Source organism: Sporomusa sp., from assembly GCF_035561255.1.
GTDB lineage: Bacteria > Bacillota > Negativicutes > Sporomusales > Sporomusaceae > Sporomusa.
Genome location: NZ_DATMXX010000182.1, coordinates 1 through 16,743, shown reverse-complemented (window position 1 = coordinate 16,743; position 16,743 = coordinate 1). Strand labels below are relative to the sequence as shown.

Annotated in this window: 15 protein-coding genes; 11 read left to right on the top strand and 4 right to left on the bottom strand. The window is 46.6% G+C overall.

What is annotated here, in order from left to right:
* The 9 genes from VN379_RS10230 to VN379_RS10190 all read left to right on the top strand — a co-directional run.
* Nucleotides 1–693: DUF1638 domain-containing protein (locus VN379_RS10230; RefSeq protein WP_325533436.1), on the top strand; the 693-nt coding region annotated here is incomplete at its 5' end.
* Nucleotides 683–2,524, top strand: coding sequence for an ASKHA domain-containing protein (locus tag VN379_RS10225; protein ID WP_325533434.1), 1,842 nt, complete (start codon nt 683–685; stop codon nt 2,522–2,524). The genes VN379_RS10230 and VN379_RS10225, both read left to right, overlap by 11 nt.
* 66 nt (nt 2,525–2,590) lie before the next feature.
* Nucleotides 2,591–3,862: a PocR ligand-binding domain-containing protein gene (locus VN379_RS10220; protein ID WP_325533432.1), complete on the top strand. Its 1,272-nt coding sequence runs from the start codon at nt 2,591–2,593 to the stop codon at nt 3,860–3,862.
* Nucleotides 3,863–3,875: 13 nt separating this feature from the next.
* Complete coding sequence (locus VN379_RS10215; RefSeq protein ID WP_325533430.1) at nt 3,876–4,547, top strand: corrinoid protein; 672 nt, start codon at nt 3,876–3,878, stop codon at nt 4,545–4,547.
* Between the two features lie 364 nt (nt 4,548–4,911).
* On the top strand, nt 4,912–5,550 hold the full coding sequence (locus tag VN379_RS10210; RefSeq protein WP_325533428.1) for a corrinoid protein: 639 nt from the start codon (nt 4,912–4,914) through the stop codon (nt 5,548–5,550).
* Between the two features lie 19 nt (nt 5,551–5,569).
* Complete coding sequence (locus VN379_RS10205) at nt 5,570–6,949, top strand: methyltransferase MtaB domain-containing protein (RefSeq protein WP_325533426.1); 1,380 nt, start codon at nt 5,570–5,572, stop codon at nt 6,947–6,949.
* A gap of 61 nt (nt 6,950–7,010) precedes the next feature.
* Complete coding sequence (locus VN379_RS10200) at nt 7,011–7,808, top strand: methyltetrahydrofolate cobalamin methyltransferase (RefSeq protein WP_325533424.1); 798 nt, start codon at nt 7,011–7,013, stop codon at nt 7,806–7,808.
* A 143-nt stretch (nt 7,809–7,951) separates the two neighbouring features.
* Nucleotides 7,952–8,545, top strand: coding sequence for a GTP-binding protein (locus VN379_RS10195; protein WP_325533422.1), 594 nt, complete (start codon nt 7,952–7,954; stop codon nt 8,543–8,545).
* On the top strand, nt 8,538–8,972 hold the full coding sequence (locus VN379_RS10190; protein ID WP_325533420.1) for a hypothetical protein: 435 nt from the start codon (nt 8,538–8,540) through the stop codon (nt 8,970–8,972). Before VN379_RS10195 ends, VN379_RS10190 begins: the two co-directional genes overlap by 8 nt.
* Before the next feature lie 59 nt (nt 8,973–9,031).
* On the opposite strand, the gene VN379_RS10185 is transcribed toward VN379_RS10190, so the two are convergent.
* From VN379_RS10185 to VN379_RS10175, 3 genes are all read right to left on the bottom strand, one after another.
* Nucleotides 9,032–10,270: an LL-diaminopimelate aminotransferase gene (locus VN379_RS10185; RefSeq protein ID WP_325533418.1), complete on the bottom strand. Its 1,239-nt coding sequence runs from the start codon at nt 10,268–10,270 to the stop codon at nt 9,032–9,034.
* 109 nt (nt 10,271–10,379) lie between these two features.
* The gene (gene lysA / locus VN379_RS10180) at nt 10,380–11,630 is read right to left on the bottom strand and encodes a diaminopimelate decarboxylase (protein WP_325533416.1); all 1,251 of its coding nucleotides are present in this window, start codon (nt 11,628–11,630) and stop codon (nt 10,380–10,382) included.
* Between the two features lie 60 nt (nt 11,631–11,690).
* Nucleotides 11,691–12,164 carry a MarR family winged helix-turn-helix transcriptional regulator gene (locus tag VN379_RS10175; RefSeq protein ID WP_325533414.1) on the bottom strand — a complete coding sequence of 158 codons (474 nt, stop codon included), beginning with the start codon at nt 12,162–12,164 and terminating at the stop codon, nt 11,691–11,693.
* 200 nt (nt 12,165–12,364) lie between these two features.
* Here VN379_RS10175 and ygiD point away from each other — a divergent pair, with 200 nt between their 5' ends.
* Nucleotides 12,365–13,135: a 4,5-DOPA dioxygenase extradiol gene (gene ygiD / locus VN379_RS10170; RefSeq protein ID WP_325533412.1), complete on the top strand. Its 771-nt coding sequence runs from the start codon at nt 12,365–12,367 to the stop codon at nt 13,133–13,135.
* Between the two features lie 18 nt (nt 13,136–13,153).
* Here ygiD and VN379_RS10165 read toward each other — a convergent pair whose 3' ends face one another.
* Complete coding sequence (locus VN379_RS10165; RefSeq protein WP_325533411.1) at nt 13,154–14,374, bottom strand: EAL and HDOD domain-containing protein; 1,221 nt, start codon at nt 14,372–14,374, stop codon at nt 13,154–13,156.
* Between the two features lie 292 nt (nt 14,375–14,666).
* Here VN379_RS10165 and VN379_RS10160 point away from each other — a divergent pair, with 292 nt between their 5' ends.
* On the top strand, nt 14,667–16,646 hold the full coding sequence (locus tag VN379_RS10160; RefSeq protein ID WP_325533410.1) for a methyl-accepting chemotaxis protein: 1,980 nt from the start codon (nt 14,667–14,669) through the stop codon (nt 16,644–16,646).
* Nucleotides 16,647–16,743 lie beyond the last annotated feature (97 nt).

Below are 16,743 nucleotides of genomic sequence, written 5' to 3'. Positions count from 1 at the left end.
ATATTATTAGGATTGGGGGGGCGAGGGGTGCGCATCAAGTTGATTGGCTGTCATGCCACTAAGAGCGAAGTAGTGGGTTTGGGGCTTTCAACCACTATCGATTGTGAATTTCTGGATTTTGCCTTACACGCCTTCCCCTGGGAATTACATCAGGAAATCCAGCGCAGCATTGATGCCAGTCAGGGCTACGACCTGATTATACTGACCTATGGACGGTGTTCTCATGCTGTGGCGGGCCTGGTTTCCGCTGCTGTACCGATGGTGCTGCCTGCAGCCCATGATTGTATCAGCCTGCTATTAGGTTCAAACCTCCGGCGACAGCAGCTTGCTGAACTTAATCCAGCGGTCTATTATTTTAGCCAGGGCTGGCTGGATTATGGACGAGATCCTTATTCCGAATATCTGGAATATTTCGATAAATATGGCGAGGCTGATGCGCGATATCTGATTCAGACACTATATGGCAGGTATCGGGAAGCAGTATTTATCCGGACCTGTGAGGGAGAAAAACTTAGGCAATGCCGCCAGAAGGTAACCGAGATTGCTGAATTCTTCGAGTGGAAGGTTACTGAGGTGGTGGGGGATCCTGAACTATTGGCTGCAGTTGTTAACAGGAAACAACACCCGGATGTCATCCGGGTTGCTCCTGGTAACCCCATAGTATTAGAGGAGGGGAATTGGTTTGCAGATTAAAGTAAACTCTGAACCGGTGATTGTGACATTGGGGGAAAGTCTAATGGCGGCATTGATTCGCCATAATCTGCCTGTAACTAATATCTGCAATGGTAAGGGGACCTGCGGGAAATGCAAAATAAGAATAGTGAGTGAGGCACCGGATCCATCAGAAATGGAATACCAAAGACTTAGTGCCGGGGAGATTGTTACCGGCATCCGGCTTGCCTGCCAGGCTCAGCCTACAGATGGCATGACTGTGGTCTGCGGGGCGAGTGGGCATGTGGACAGAAAGGAAGGTCTCTTGTTTCTGGCAGAGCAGGCAAGTAGTCAGCATTGCGGTTTAGTTCAGGTGCAAGTTGACCTGGATCAACCGACCCTTACCGATGAGCGGAGCGATGGGGACAGGTTGTTTGCAAAATTGCAGGAAACCTGTTCGCTTACTGATCTGACGATCAGGCTGCCGCAGCTGCAAACATTGGCCCCGGTGCTGAGACAAGAAAACTTTGCGGTTACTGCGGTTTTATGGGACCGAACTATTCTGGAGGTTTTACCAGGGACAGGTCAAGCTCCGGTTTATGGAGTGGCTATTGATATCGGCACAACTAATATTGCTGTGGCCTTATATGATCTGGTAACAGGCAGTATGGTGCGGTTAGCAGCGGCGGAGAATGGTCAGACCCTGTTTGGGGCTGATGTAATCTCCCGGATTGAGTTTGCTAATCATAGCCAGAGCAACCGTGACCTGCTTCGTCAAACGGTAACCGAGACAATAAATGGATTACTGAATAAATTGTGTACTATGGCGGAAATCGGCAGCAGCCAAATCTATAAAGCAGTTGTGGTGGGCAACACTACGATGCACCATTTATTCCTGGGGTTGGATGTCTCCTTTTTGGCACTTTCACCGTTTGTGTCGGTGTATAATGCTTCGTTGGAGTTCTGTGCCAGTGAGACTGGGCTTGATCTGCATCCCCAGGCTAAGGTTTTCTTATTTCCGAATGTGGGTGGTTTCGTCGGTGGTGACACCCTGGGGGCGGTGCTTGGGGCTGAGGAGCTTTTGACGCAGGGGTGCCATCTCTTAATTGATATTGGTACAAACTGCGAATTGTATTTACAGGACGGTTCACAGATGTGGGCCTGCTCCACGGCCGCCGGCCCCGCTTTTGAAGGGGCCGGAATTACCTGCGGCATGCGGGCGCAGCCTGGTGCTATTGAACGGGTGATGATTGATGAGCAGGGGGTAGCGATTGCTGTCATCGGCGGGGGCCAGGCCACAGGCATATGCGGGTCCGGGCTAATTGAGGCGGTGCAGCAAATGCGACGAGCCGGTATTATCAGTGAACAGGGGGGCATTCAGGACCCTCATGATCCGGAGGTACAGGCTACGTTGCTATCCGGACTGCTAAACCGTATTCGCGATGGCGAGCTGGGCCGGGAGTTTGTTCTGGCCTATAACCCAAACGGCAATGATGTTGTCCTGACCCAGCGTGATATCAGTCAGTTGCAATTGGCTAAAGGCGCAGTTTGCGCCGGTATCCGGACGCTGCTGGACATTGCCGGTTTGGCGGTAGGGGATCTGGATTCGGTAGTGTTGGCAGGAACCTTCGCATCACATCTCAATTTAGCGAGTACGGTGGATATTGGTCTTATTCCCCAGCTGAGTATGCATAAACTAAAGACAGCAGGCAATGCGGCTCATGCCGGGGCTGTTAAGGCATTGTTAGACCAGCGGGCGTTTAATAACCTGCGCCGGCAGGCCAGTCAGATTACACACGTGGAATTGGGTGGCAGTGCTACGTTTAGTATGTATTTTATGGAGAGCATGTACATAGCACCATGTCAGATTTAGTTTGTTTTACCCCGATGCAATGCTAAAACGTATGATAAGACTACGGATTGGGGTGAGTAGAAGCCGATGATCGACAGAAATCTGGTTGACCTCCAATATCTCCAGGAGGTATTGGAGAACTTTTCTAAAGCAACCGGCCTGCATGTGGCAATTGTAAACAAAGCCGGCGAGTCTTTCGGGTTGTTTGATACAGCCGAGCGTTGTGAGTTTTGCCGGTACATTCGCAGTAAACCCAGCGGGGTGGCCAAATGCCGGGCTTCTTATAAGCAGGCTACGCAGGAAGCATCTAAATGGGAGGAACCCTATTTCTTTCGCTGCCGCGCCGGGCTGGTTATCTGGGTTGTGCCGATTAGCCTGCGGGGGATTTCGCTGGGGAGTATTATTTGCAGCCAGGTGCTGTTGTGGAAACCGGACCGTTTCTTTTACAAGGAGCTGCGCGAATTGAATCCGGAAGTGGATGACTTTGCGGAGGTAGAAAGAAAAATAAACCAATTGGATATTATTTCTCCAGATCGTTTTCAGGCGGCGGCTGACGTCTTATATGTTACTGTCAATCAGCTTATGCAACGGGATCTGCTTGTTTTGGAAAAAGTAGATACCTACAAGGTACAGCAGCGAATCCGTAAAGAGCTGGAGGAACGCAAAAAGCAACAACCATCTGACGCCAAAGAGGGAAATGATTATGGTACCTATCTCCAGCGGGAGCGAAGCTTTCTCCGTTATATCCGGCTTGGTGATAAACCCCGGGCTGAGAAAAATCTGCACACGCTGCTGACTCAGCTTTTTGTTAAAGCCACCGGTGATCAAATGACCATCAAAATGCGGATTATCGAATTGGCAGCTTTGGTTTCCCGCGCCGCTGTCGAAGGTGGTGCTGAACCTGAGGTTGTCATGGTCATGCTGCAGCAATTTAATGAAAAGATCAATGACTGCCGTCAGATGGAAGAATTCTTTTTCCGGATGCAAAAATTGGTTAGCTCCTTCCTGGATCAAAGCCTCTCGCTAGAAGATAAGAAACACAGTGGTTTGGTCAATGAGGCCAAAGGTTTTATCCTGGGAAGCTATTCACAGCCGATTAAAATCGACGATGTTGCGGCGCAACTATTTATCAGCCCCTCTTATCTGTCCCGCTTGTTCCGGCAAGAACTCAAATGCACTGTCAATGACTATATTACCCGGGTGCGGGTGGAGCAAGCCGTTGAGCTGATGAAAAAACCGGAGCTTAGTGTCGCCCAGGTAGCTCAAGCGGTCGGGTTTCAAAGTCAGAGTTATTTTGCCAAGGTGTTTTGCAAGCATATCGGTGTAGCACCATTGATTTATCGTAATAGTTTGTTTTAATGGAGGGATGGCCATGATTTATGCCGAGATTACCGAAAAAGTCAAGGCCGGCGATGCAGAAGCCGTAATAGAACTTTGTTGCAAAGCTTTATCCCAGGGATATCCGGCCCTCGCTGTACTGGAGAAAGGGCTGATTGTTGGTATGGACCAGGTAGCCGATAAATTTAGTCACCGGCGGGTCATTGTGCCTGAAGTATTAATGTCCTCCCGGGCCATGCATGCCGGTCTGACTATCCTGGAACCGCAACTGAAATATAAAGTCAAACGGCAGACAACAGGTACCATTGTGATTGGGACTGTGGCCGGAGATCTGCACGATATTGGCAAAAATCTGGTAAAACTGACAGTGATGGGTACTGGTGCTCATATTGTTGATTTGGGGATTGATGTCACACCGCAAAAGTTCATCCAGGCAGTTGAAAAAACAAAGGCGGAGATCCTGATGATGGCCGCCTTACTGACAACTACTATGCCTGTAATGAGAAAGGTGATTAATGCTTTGGAGGAAGCCCGGATGCGTCAGGGTATGATTGTTGCCATCGGCGGTGCGCCGGTTGATGAAGCCTTTGCCCGCGCTATCGGTGCTGATTGCTATTTTAAATGCGCGAAAGATGCCAAGAGCTTTTTAGTACACAATCTCAATAAGATTGTGCTGAGACGGAAACTGGCTACACAGGAAGCATAATTAGATACTGATCCCTTACAGCCGGCCTTTACCAGTAGGCCGGCTGTTTACTTTTAGTTGGATAATGTATCAGTTGTAGTGAATTTTTGCCGGATTTATATGTTTAGACAAGAATTCAATTCGTTTTTTTCTTCACAATTTTGATTATGCACGGATTGCACTCAAAAGTACACAACTGTTGCGAATTTTCAGAATGGTTATAGTGCTATAATGAAAGCAGTTAAAGGGAATATATGGAACAGTATATAGTCAGAAGGAGGTGGATACGCCGATTTCAGATGACAGCGCATATATGATCAATGACGACATAATAAGTGTGATGACTGCAAAAGAAAATCACCAAGAATCAGGGGGAGGAAGAAAAATGGATCTAAATCAACTTTCGCTAAGTGTACAAAAGGGAAGTGCTGCCAAGGTAAAAGAAATGGTATCTGAGGCTCTGGCCCAGAATGTATCGCCAACAGAAATATTAAATACCGGATTAATTCAGGCTATGGCCGTGGTAGGAGAAAAATTCAAGAACAACGAAGTGTATGTACCGGAGATGTTAATGTCGGCAAAAGCCATGAATGCCGGTATGCAGGTACTGGAACCTATTTTGACAGCTACAGGGGTCAAGCCGATCGGCAAGGCTGTTATCGGTACAGTAAAAGGTGATTTGCATGATATTGGGAAAAACCTGGTCCGGATGATGCTTAAGGGCGCTGGTATCGAAATGTATGATTTGGGGATTGATGTATCTGCCCAGGCATTTTTAGATAAAGCCAAAGAGGTTGGGGCCGACATGGTGTGCCTGTCTGCCTTGCTTACGACAACTATGCCTTATATGGATAGTGTAATTAAAGAATTTGAAAAAGCCGGTGTGCGGAGTCAGTTTGTGTTCTTGATTGGCGGGGCTCCTGTTAGCGAAACCTACGCCCGGAGCATTAATGCAGATTATTATGCTGAAGATGCTGTTGTGGCAGTGGATGTTGCTAAAAAAATACTGGCGAAGAAACAGTAATATTTGGGGAGGTAGAAAAATGGCTAGAACGTTCGATAAATTGGCTTATAATTCATTAAATGATTTTGTCTATGGCAGCGCACCCAATCCGGTTAAATGCAAAAACGGGATGGTTATTGGTGGCGGCGAAATCTATCCGGAGCTTAATTTTACCTTGCCGCCGATGGAAGTTAATGCTGGCACTATGCAGGAAATCAAAGAAATTTATAGTGAAATGATTAATGGGGTTCTAAAACGGGCCAAAGAGTTGTATGCACCCGGGATTGTAGTAGAATTCGAAATGCTGCCGGAGATGACCCTTGTACCTGAATGGGGCATTGAGATCAGCAACCTTCTCAAGAACGCCATGTCTGAGTATGAAGCCAAGTATGGGTTAAAAAGCGCTCTGCGCAGTACGCCAGGTGATGTGCGGGAATTTAAGCGTCCGCCGCTGATGCGCAGTGGTGAAATCTTTGATAATCTTCTGAAGACAATTGAAGGCTCGGCCAAGGGCGGGGCTGACTTTATCGCCATTGAGTCAACCGGCGGCAAGGAAATTCATGACGACGCACTGGTTAATGCCGACCTGACCAAAGTTATCTTCGCTTTAGGGATTATGGGCACGCGGGATATGAAATTCCTGTGGGAGCACATTGTACGGATTTCTAAGGAGAATGGGGCACAGGCCGCCGGTGATACTGCTTGTGGCTTTGCCAATACTGCGATGGTCCTGGCACACAAAGGTTTTATCCCCAATGTGTTTGCGGCGGTAGTACGGGTAGCAAGTGCGGCCAGAACCCTTGCTGCATATGAAGCCGGTGCAGTTGGTCCGAATAAGGATTGTGGTTATGAAGGCGTGTATGCCAAAGCTATTGCCGGAATACCCATTGCTATGGAAGGAAAGTCGGCAGCCTGCGCTCATTTAAGCGCTGTTGGCAATATTGCCGCCGCTGTAGCCGATCTGTGGAGCAACGAATCAGTAACTAACGTCCGGCTCTTATCAGATATTGCCCCTGTAGTTTCTATTGAGCAGTTGATCTATGATTGCCGGCTAATGAATGTGGCTAAACAAAAAGGCTATGGGATAACCTTTCGGGATCTACTGGCTGACTCTGATTCCAAATGGGATCCGCAGGCTTACATTTTGCGGCCTGACGTGGTCTTTGATATCAGTAAAGAACTGGTTAAAGCCAAGACTCCTTTCCTGAGGACAAAAGCCGGGGCCAAGTTAGCTATTGATGCAATCAGAAAGGCCGTGGACAACAAGGAAGTCTTTATTGCCGAGCGGGAGAAAAACTGGCTGGATATTATGGATGATCAGGTAGCTGCGATTCCTGATGATGAAGAAAAATTCTGGCATGAACTAAAAGGAGAGTTAGAATTAGATAAATTTATCCCTTCCGAGTACGAGCTTGATTAACGGTCAGCCACCATAACGGTGATATCAGCATGAATCGTAAGAGAAGGAGGACAATAAAAGCATGATAATTGTTGGTGAGTTGATTAATTCCAGTCGCAAGGCCATCGCTGCGGCTATAGAAGCTCAGGATGTTGCAGCCATTCAAAAAGTAGCCGCAGACGAGTTAGCAGCCGGAGCGAATTATATTGATGTAAACGCCGGCGTTTTTGTGGGAAAAGAAGCAAATTATCTCAAATGGCTGGTTAAAGTTGTGCAAGAAGTTGTAGATGCACCCTGTTGCATTGATAGTCCTGACCCCAAATGCGTAGAGCAGGCTCTTGCGGTTCATAAGGGAACAGCGATGGTCAACTCGATTTCTTTGGAAAAAGAGCGGTATAATGCTTTATTGCCTGTCGTTGCCGGGACAGACCTCAAAGTAGTGGCCTTATGCATGAGTGATGACGGTATGCCGGAGACCACTGAAGCCCGGTTGAGGATTGCCGATAAGCTGATTAATAACTTAACACAGCATAATGTGCCTTTGGATAACATTTATGTAGATGCCCTGGTTCAGCCAATCGCTACCAGCGATTCTTTCGGGATAGAGTTTTTGGAGGCGATTCAGGCCATTACGGCCAACTATCCAGGCGTACATACAATTTGTGGTCTATCTAATATTTCCTATGGATTGCCTAACCGTAAATTTATGAATCAGCTGTTTGCGGTAATGGGCATTGCTAAAGGGCTGGACGGGTTAATTATTAACCCACTGGACAAAGCCATGATGGCCAGTATTGTTACTGCTGAAACACTGGCCGGCCGCGATAATTTCTGTGTAAACTATCTTGAGGCTTATCGCCGGGATGCTTTTGTCTGGTAGCATTACATGTGCAAGGGGCTGTCTCCAATTGTGGGGGATAGCCCTTTGCTGTTCTATATATTCCGCATTAAAGAAGTTTGCAGGCGCAGGCGGGTGGTGTATTGACAACGCTCCTATATAGAGGCAGTAAAGGAGGAATTTTTATGCGTATTTTGCTTTTTGGCGGTTTTTTGGGGTCAGGCAAAACAACAACGATTTTGCAGGTAGCGAAATACCTAACAGAATCTCGCCAGCAAACGGTTGCCATCATTGAAAATGAGATCGGTGCTGCCGGGGTTGACGATAAGCTTTTTTCTGATCGTGGTCTGCAGGTGAAGCGGTTGTTTGGCGGCTGTGTCTGCTGTCAAATTACCAGCGATTTAATCAGTGCGATGGATGAGATTCACGCGACTGTGAAGCCCGACTGGCTGATGATTGAAATGACCGGACTGGCGTATCCCTCGAAAACGGCCAAGATGATAAAAAAGTACAGTAAAGTATACTCAGCTTTCAAAACAGTCACGATTGTTGACCGGGGGCGGTGGGCGGAGCTGGTAGCGATGTTAAAGCCGCTGGTGATTGGACAGGTGGAAGGGAGTGACCTGATTGTGCTCAACAAAGCCGATCTGGCCGGCGAGGAGCTCGCAAAGATTACAGGGGATTTGCAGGAGATTGATCCCAAACTGAAGGTTGTCATTACCAGTGCAACTAAGGAACTGCCGATTACCGTTCTTGAGGAGGTTGTTTGTTGTGAATAGTGACGCAACAGTCTTTAGCCGGAGCCATCGTATTGTCTTTGAGGAGCCGCTTACAGCCCTGGAGGCTGAAGGTTTATTACGGGAATTCATCGCTTCAATTGGTAGAGCGTTATCCCGTAATGAGGTCATTCTGGGACATATTAAAGTATTGGCTAAACTGTCGGAATCAGCACCGGAACAGTTTCTCTTTTTGTCCCATACCAGGTTGACGCAGGTAGATGTTACCCCCTCAAAGTGCTGGCCTAACGATGATGAGATTAGCCTGAGCAGGTTGGAATTGTGTGTAAATGTTCTCGTTTTCGGCTACACAATCAGTGAGGTGGAAAACGTGGTAGCTGAAGCACTGCAGGAGCTTGGTGGGTGTGTCTATAGAAGACACCGCCGGTCGCCCTATCTGTCAGGCAGCAAAAAACGGGTTCATTATTAATGCTTTTGTCCTTTACAGAGCGATGACCTTACCTCAATTTTAAGGTAAGGTCAATATTTTCAAAAAACAAACTCAACATCAGCCAGGCGTTGTTTTATCTCAGTCATAATCCGGCGTTCAGCTGCGGCATCCGCGGCTTCGAAAGTGACTGAGAAGCGAATATAGGAACCGGCGTCATCCCACGGCACTGTCGAGATTAATTTTTCTGTAATAAGATATTCGGAAAAATCCTCGGCAGAATTAAATACCCGCCCAGCCTTTGTTCCCTGCGGGATACGAACGTAGAGATAAAATGAAGCCTTAGGTTTTGTTACCGAAAAACCAACACTCGTTAATACCTCGACAAGCATGTCGTGACGACGGGAGTATTTTAGGGCCGTTTTCTCCGATATTTCAGGGTGTTGCAGGCAGTAGACGCCTGCTTTTTGGATTGGCGCAAATTGCCCGGAATCATTATTATCCTTTACAGCGGCAAAGCCTTTGACAACCAGCTCGTTCCCGCAGATGAAGGCTAAGCGCCAGCCTGTCATGTTATAGGCTTTAGACAGGGAGTGAATCTCTACACCTACGTCTTTAGCGCCGGCGACCGACAGAAAGCTCAGCGGTTTTTCGCCGTCAAATGTCAGCGCTGCATAAGCGGCATCTGAGACAACAATAATCTCGTTGTCGCGGGCGAATTTGACTACTTTCTCGTAGAACTCCCTGGTTGCCGTTACCCCGGTGGGGTTGTTTGGGTAATTGATATATAATAGTTTGGCCTTGCGGCGTTGCTCGGCAGTCAGTGAATCCAGGTCCGGCAAGAAGGCATTACTGGCCAGCAGGGGCAAATTCACCACTTCGCCATATAATGCTGTGGTCATCGTTCCCATAACCGGATAACCAGGGACGGTCATGATTGTAATGTCGCCAGGGTTGATAAACGCTAATGGCAGCAGGGCCAAAATCGGTTTGGAACCAATGCCGTGGGTTACTTCCGTTAGCGGATCCAAACCGGAAACCCCGTAGACTGATTCCATATAACCGGCGGCGGCAGCCTTAAAGTCAGGAATTCCATTATCGGTATAACCGCGATTTTCTTTTTGCCTGGCCTGGGCGTATAAGGTTTCAACAACCTCGGGTTCGGCCATCCAGTCAGGTTCCCCGACCCCTAAATCAATCAATTCTACCCCTGGATTTTTAGCGATTGCAGCCCGTTTAGCCCTTTTTATTTTTTCAAACTTATACAAAACTGTGTCTTTACCAAACAAGTTACCGCCAATGCGTTGCGCAAACAGCTGTTGAATAAAATTGTCTGTCATTATTTAACCCCTTTCAGCTTAACTATATATTCCGCATCAACTCTCCACCGCTGATGCTTGACTTCCGCTTTTGCCAACACACCACCCGCCTGTGTAGTTGTTCACTTCATTAGAAGTGGCGAACTAAATCTTCCAGCGTTTCCCGGCGACGGATTAGTAGATCATCGCCGTGGCTTGTGATCAGAACCTCGGCAGGGCGGAGGCGATTGTTGTAGTTTGAAGCCATGGAATAGCCATAGGCACCCGCATCCAGAACCCCGATAATATCTTCTTCGAAAATTTTCGGCAGTTTACGGTCTGCGGCAATAATATCCCCGCTTTCACAGATATTCCCGACAATCGTGACAGCCTCCTGATTTCGTGACAGGGCATTACTGCTGCGATAGAGTTCAATATCATGGTGCGAATTATAGAGAACTGGCCGCATGAGTACGTTAAAGCCGATATCTGTACCAACATATTTTGTGTGATAGTTAGTCTTGATAGTATGGACAGTTCCCAGGAGTATTCCGCATTCGGCTACCAAATACCGGCCAGGTTCGACTTTGAATTTTATCTTCTTGCCATACTGGATGACCCAGTCGGTGAGAACCTTGCTCATTTTCTCGCTCAAAGCAGCCAGGTCCAGCCGCGGTTCATTCTCATATTTGTGATAGGGGATACCAAACCCGCCGCCGAGATCGATAAATTCCAGGTCTGGAAACTGGAACGCCACGTCCAGCAATGCCTGAACACCGCTTATATATGAATCAGTATCCATGAATAATGAGCCGATATGTTGATTAATTCCGCTGAGCCGCAAATGATATTTATTCAGTATAGCCTTTACCTCTGGTATGAAGGCAGTCTCGATCCCGAATTTGGTTTTATCGCCGCCTGTGACTACTTTGTGGTGGTGTCCGGCACCTACCCCGGTATTAAACCTGACAACGACATTGCTGTAAGGGCTGACTTTTCCATATAACTCTAATTGGGAAAGCGAATCAACGCTCACCGGAATGCCCTGATTGATAACATATTCCATTTCAGCCGGGGATACGTTGTTGCCGATATAAAGAATTTGCTCAGGCTTAAATCCAGCCTGCAGCTGAACGTGGATTTCGCCAGGTGACATGGCGTCCACATAACAGCCCTCGTCTTTGACGATCTTTAGCAATGCCAGATTGCTGTTGGCTTTTGCCGAATAGTTTACGATAAAATCCGGGTCTTTTATCAGTCGCTTGATGTCCTGGCACCGTTCCCTCAGGATTCGTTCATTGTATACGTATAATGGGCTGCCATATTTCTTGACAAGGTCAACAGGGGTGCATTTACCGTAAAAATTGGTTTCCTGGGTCACTCTGGCTTGAATCCACTGCATAGTTTTATACCTCCTTAATGATTGATTATATTTGTATAATACAAATATTTATGAAAAAATTTATCTGCTCTGTTTATTTGATTGTTCCACTGCTGTCAGCAGCAGTTCAACTGCGCTCATTACTTCACGGACATGACCGGGTGGGAGATGGGAGATTACGTTTTTATAGTAGTCGCGGATACTTTCACGCAATTTATTGGCTTCATGGATTCCCTTTTCCGTAAGAGACGCTTCAACAACCCGTTTGTCATGGCTAAGCCGGTTTCGTACCAGGAGCTGATCCCGTACCAGATTATCCATTATTCTGGTGATGGTACTTATCTCCAGGTTCATCTTAGAACTGATCTCATTGATTGTCAAAGTCCCGCTCTTGAGAACCTCCAGGAGGATATAGCACTGTGAACTGGTAAATCCATGGACTTTGATTTGTTCACGTTCAAATAGTTGGCAGATCCGCACTGTCCGTTGCAGCAAGCCGCCGATGTCTTCTACACAACGATTGTATTTATCGATGTCGATACTATCATTTGTCATTTATTGGTGTACTCCTTTATAAAAGTTGTATCATACAAACAATTGTATGTCAATGCTTTTATGATAAAGCGATCTATATTTGAGACTAATATTGTACCTTCGTGCTGATTGGTGTTATACCGGGGTGGAAGGAAATGGTTGATTTTTCCCGAACTATACAATAGATACGTGATAGTAATTAACTAAAGGGGTGATTTGCAATGAAAATGCCAGTATTGTTTATCGGCCATGGATCTCCTATAAATATCGTCGAAGACAACAGCTATACCCGCAGCCTCGTGGATTTAGGGAAAAAGCTGCCCCGGCCGGAGGTTATTGTTGTCGTTTCGGCCCATTGGCAGACCAGAGGGACTTATATCACAGCTGCTAAGAAACCACCAACTATTTATGATTTCTATGGGTTTCCTCAGGCGTTATATGAGGCAACATACACTTGTCCTGGGTCACCGGAACAGGCCGCCTTTGTGCAGGCAATTACACAAAACGGGATTACCTGTGACTGGGAGCGGGGAATTGACCATGCAGCCTGGGCTGTCTTGAAACATATGTATCCCAATGCCGATATTCCAGTCCTGGAAATAAGTCTTGATGTCAATAAATCCCCGCAGGAACACTATGAATTTGGGAAAAAGCTTGCCGCCTTAAGACAAGAAGGGGTTCTTATTATTGGCAGTGGCAATGTTGTGCATAATCTTTCCCGGATTGATTTCTCGCAGTTGTATGGCAACGTCTATTCCTGGGCTGCGGAGACTGACAGCTACATCGCCGCAGCGTTAGTAAACCATGACCATTCTAGTCTGATCAATTATGAAAATTTGCCGTATGCCCAGGTTGCTGTTCCCACAAATGAGCATTACCTGCCAATGCTTTATTCAATCGCATTGCAAGCAGAAACTGATAAGCTGGATTTTACCTGCACAGATATGCAGAATGGGTCAATATCTATGCGCAGTTTTATGATTAGTGAGTAATCGAAATAGATTACCTGGCTAATTACGGGTCTGCTCGAAGAACTCTTCGACCCATTGTAATGATTGTAGATAGATGTCTGGAACATCCACCTCCGCGACATTGCATTTCGCAGCACAGTGCGCAAACTGATTCCATTGTCCTTTCTCATAGGATAAGATCAGGCAATAAATATTTCCCAGCAGGCTGTCGCTGCCTAATAAGGCCTGTTTGATGTCGGTGGAGATGGGCAATTCTTTTAGAATATCCTGCATCGGCCTGTGTAATAGACAATCAAGCAGGGAAAACATGCCCATAATAAATACATCAGAGGACAATTCGCGCAGATTCATCTTTTGCACCAGAAGTTCCCCGAATTTTGCCCGCATAACAGATAATACGATAATCTCCTCAGGGCTTTCCTTCCCTAATTCTTTGAGAATTAATAAGGAGATCCACTGTTCGACCTGACGTTTTCCCAGTAAAACAAGCGCATGCCTGACTGAATCAACCTCTTGCCGAAAACCGAAATAAGCAGAGTTGACATATTTCAGCAGCTTATAGGAAAAAGCAACATCGTGTTTTATTATCTCTTCCATGCGGGCATAATCCATGTCCGGCCGGTGTATTTCGTGCAAGACCCGGGCATACTGCGCTTTATAACTGGGAACATCTTCTTCTGATAGAATCTCCGGTTTACTGAAGAAATACCCCTGAAAGTAGCTGTAGCCTAAGGAAGCCGCTTGCTCAAAATCGGCAATTGTTTCTACTTTTTCTGCCAGAAATTTGATCCGGGGATTATTGACCAGGCTGATGATATTGCTGCGCTCCTGGCCAGTAGTCACTAAAAAATCGACCTTGATGATATCGATCAGTTCAAACAGTTTCTGGAATTTTTCAGAAAAGATGAAATCATCAAGGGCAATCACATACCCTAATCGCTTCAACCGTGTGCATATCTCCACTATTTCTGCATCAGGTTCAATATTCTCCAGGATTTCAATAACCACTGACTGGCGCGGTAACTGGGTAACGAGATCTTTCTTTAATAAATTACGGGTAAAATTGATAAACGCCCGTTTACTGTGTGTTGCTTTATCCATCCCCAATAGTAAAAAAGCCCCCGAAATCACACTGACGGTGGCATCATCATCATCTGCGGCATCGTAGACTTCTAAGTGGCCTGAGCGAAATAGCAATTCATAGGCAACGACTTGTTTCTGCCGGTTAAAAATCGGCTGCCTTGCTACAAAATTTTTCATCGTTACACCACCCATCCTCATTCATTTAGTGCCATCAGAACGGTTGTTATTTTATAAATTATTGGGCAATCGTTACTACTTCTATGTGTTATAATACCATAAAATATGACGAAATGTGATAGGGTGATTTCCCCCTATTTACAAGTTTAGCAATATATTGTAGAATACTGCATATTGGCAAATCTTTATGGCATAGAAGCCTTCGGCATTTACTGTCAGAAGGCTTTTCGTTATTTTCTGAAATGGAAAACGACGGTTATGTAGCAGAATGCGCAATAAGGAGGGTAAAAAGATGAAGCTGAGGAGTAAACTAACGCTATTATTTTCATTAGTAACTACCGCCACACTGCTGGTGTTATCCATCTCTGTGTACATGTTCTCCCAAGGTCAGATGACTAAAGGAATTCAGGACGAAATGCAGTCAAGTGTTAACTCTCATGTTAATAAACTCGACGGCTGGTTAATCAGTAAGGCTAAGATGCTTGAGATTACAGTAGGCACACTACAGAGTACTGTTGGTGATGGTGCAATAACTGTGCCTATGTTAGCCGGGTATAAAACGGTGGATAAAGAGTTGTCTGATATGTATTTTGGCTCAGTTGAAGGTAAAATGGTTGATGGGAGTGGCTGGGTACCGCCTGCTGACTACGACCCGCGGGTCCGGACCTGGTATAAGACTGCCAGTGAGCAGGGGAAGCTCATCTATTCAGACCCATATTTAGATCTGGTAACAAAGCAGATGGCCGTGTCAGTAGCCATGCCCTTGAAAAATTCACAAGGTCAATTGCGCGGGGTTGCGAGTGAGGATATCTTGCTGCAAACCCTTGTTGATAATGTAAAGGAGATAAATTTACATGGGGAAGGGTATGCGTTTCTCATCGATTCCAAGGGATTGATGCTGGCACACCCTAATCCTGATTTTGTTTCAAAAAACATTGCTGAGATAGAAAAACTTAAAGATGTTGCTCCTGTCATTTTGAATATCATTGGCAGAGACCAGGGTTTTTCGAATTACCGGTATGACGGTAAAGAGTTGTTTATGGCTTATCAAAAGATACCTTCAACAGGCTGGACTTTGGCGATCAGTGTACCGGAGGCGGTACTCTACAAGCCACTGGCAAGTCTAAGATGGTTATCGGCGATGATTACGCTGGGATCTGTTTTCTTCGTGATCCTGCTTACGTTCTTTATGGCTAAGCGACTCACAAAACCAATGGAGGAACTGGCCGGTCAGGTAAGTATGGTTGCCGGTGGCGATCTTACTATCCAGGCTCCGGTTAACGGTAAGGATGAAATTGCGGAGCTTGCAGCAGGCTTCAATAAGATGGTACATAATCTGCGTGATTTGATTGTCAGGGTGCGTACCAGCGCCGAACAGGTGGCTGCTTCCTCACAAGAGCTAACCGCGAGTTCTTATGAATCTGCCCAAGCCTCAAATCAGGTGGCTAATTCAGTCACTGCCATCGCTTCCGGCACAGAGCTGCAGAGAAACGCAGTAGTTGAGACAACTGCCGTGGTAGAAAAGATAGCGGTCAGTATTGACCAGGCGGCTGTTGAAGCCACCCAAACTGTGGCTAAATCGGCGCAGGCGGCTGATAAGGCAAAAGAAAGCAGTGTCTCGATTAGCAGGGCCGTTCAGCAAATGGTGCTTATAGAGCAGACGGTTAATCATTCATCCCTGGTAGTGGCCGGCCTAGGCGAGCGGTCCAAGGAAATTGGGCAGATTGTAGACACAATATCAGGGATTGCCGGTCAGACAAATTTGTTGGCGCTAAATGCTGCAATCGAAGCGGCCCGCGCCGGTGAGCAAGGCCGGGGTTTTGCCGTAGTTGCCGAGGAAGTCCGCAAGCTGGCTGAACAATCCCAGGAAGCGGCTAAACAAATTGCCGGTCTGATCGGGGAGATACAAAAAGATACGGCCAAGGCGGTTATGTCTATGGGGGACGGTACTCGTGAAGTCGGCCTGGGGGCTGAGGTTGTAACAGCAGCCGGTGGTTCTTTCCAGGAGATTGCGCAGTTGGTCACTGAGGTATTAGCGCAAGTTACTAAAATTTCCCTGGCTATGAAAGAGATGAATCAGGGCAGTCAGCAGATTGTGTCTTCTGTTAAGGTTATTGATGACTTAAGTAAAGCGGCAGCGTCCGAAGCTGAGTCGGTATCGGCCGCAACTGAAGAACAGTCGGCCTCTATGGAAGAGATTGCTGCGGCCAGTCAAAGCCTTGCTGATATGGCCCGGGAATTACAGGAAACCATTAGTCAATTCCGGATTTAATTAAGTACCCGGCAGCTTAGGCTATAGCTGCCGGGTTTTTCTTTTTGATATGTACGCTTGCTTATTGACTTTTTACGGTAAATGACAGTAAGATATT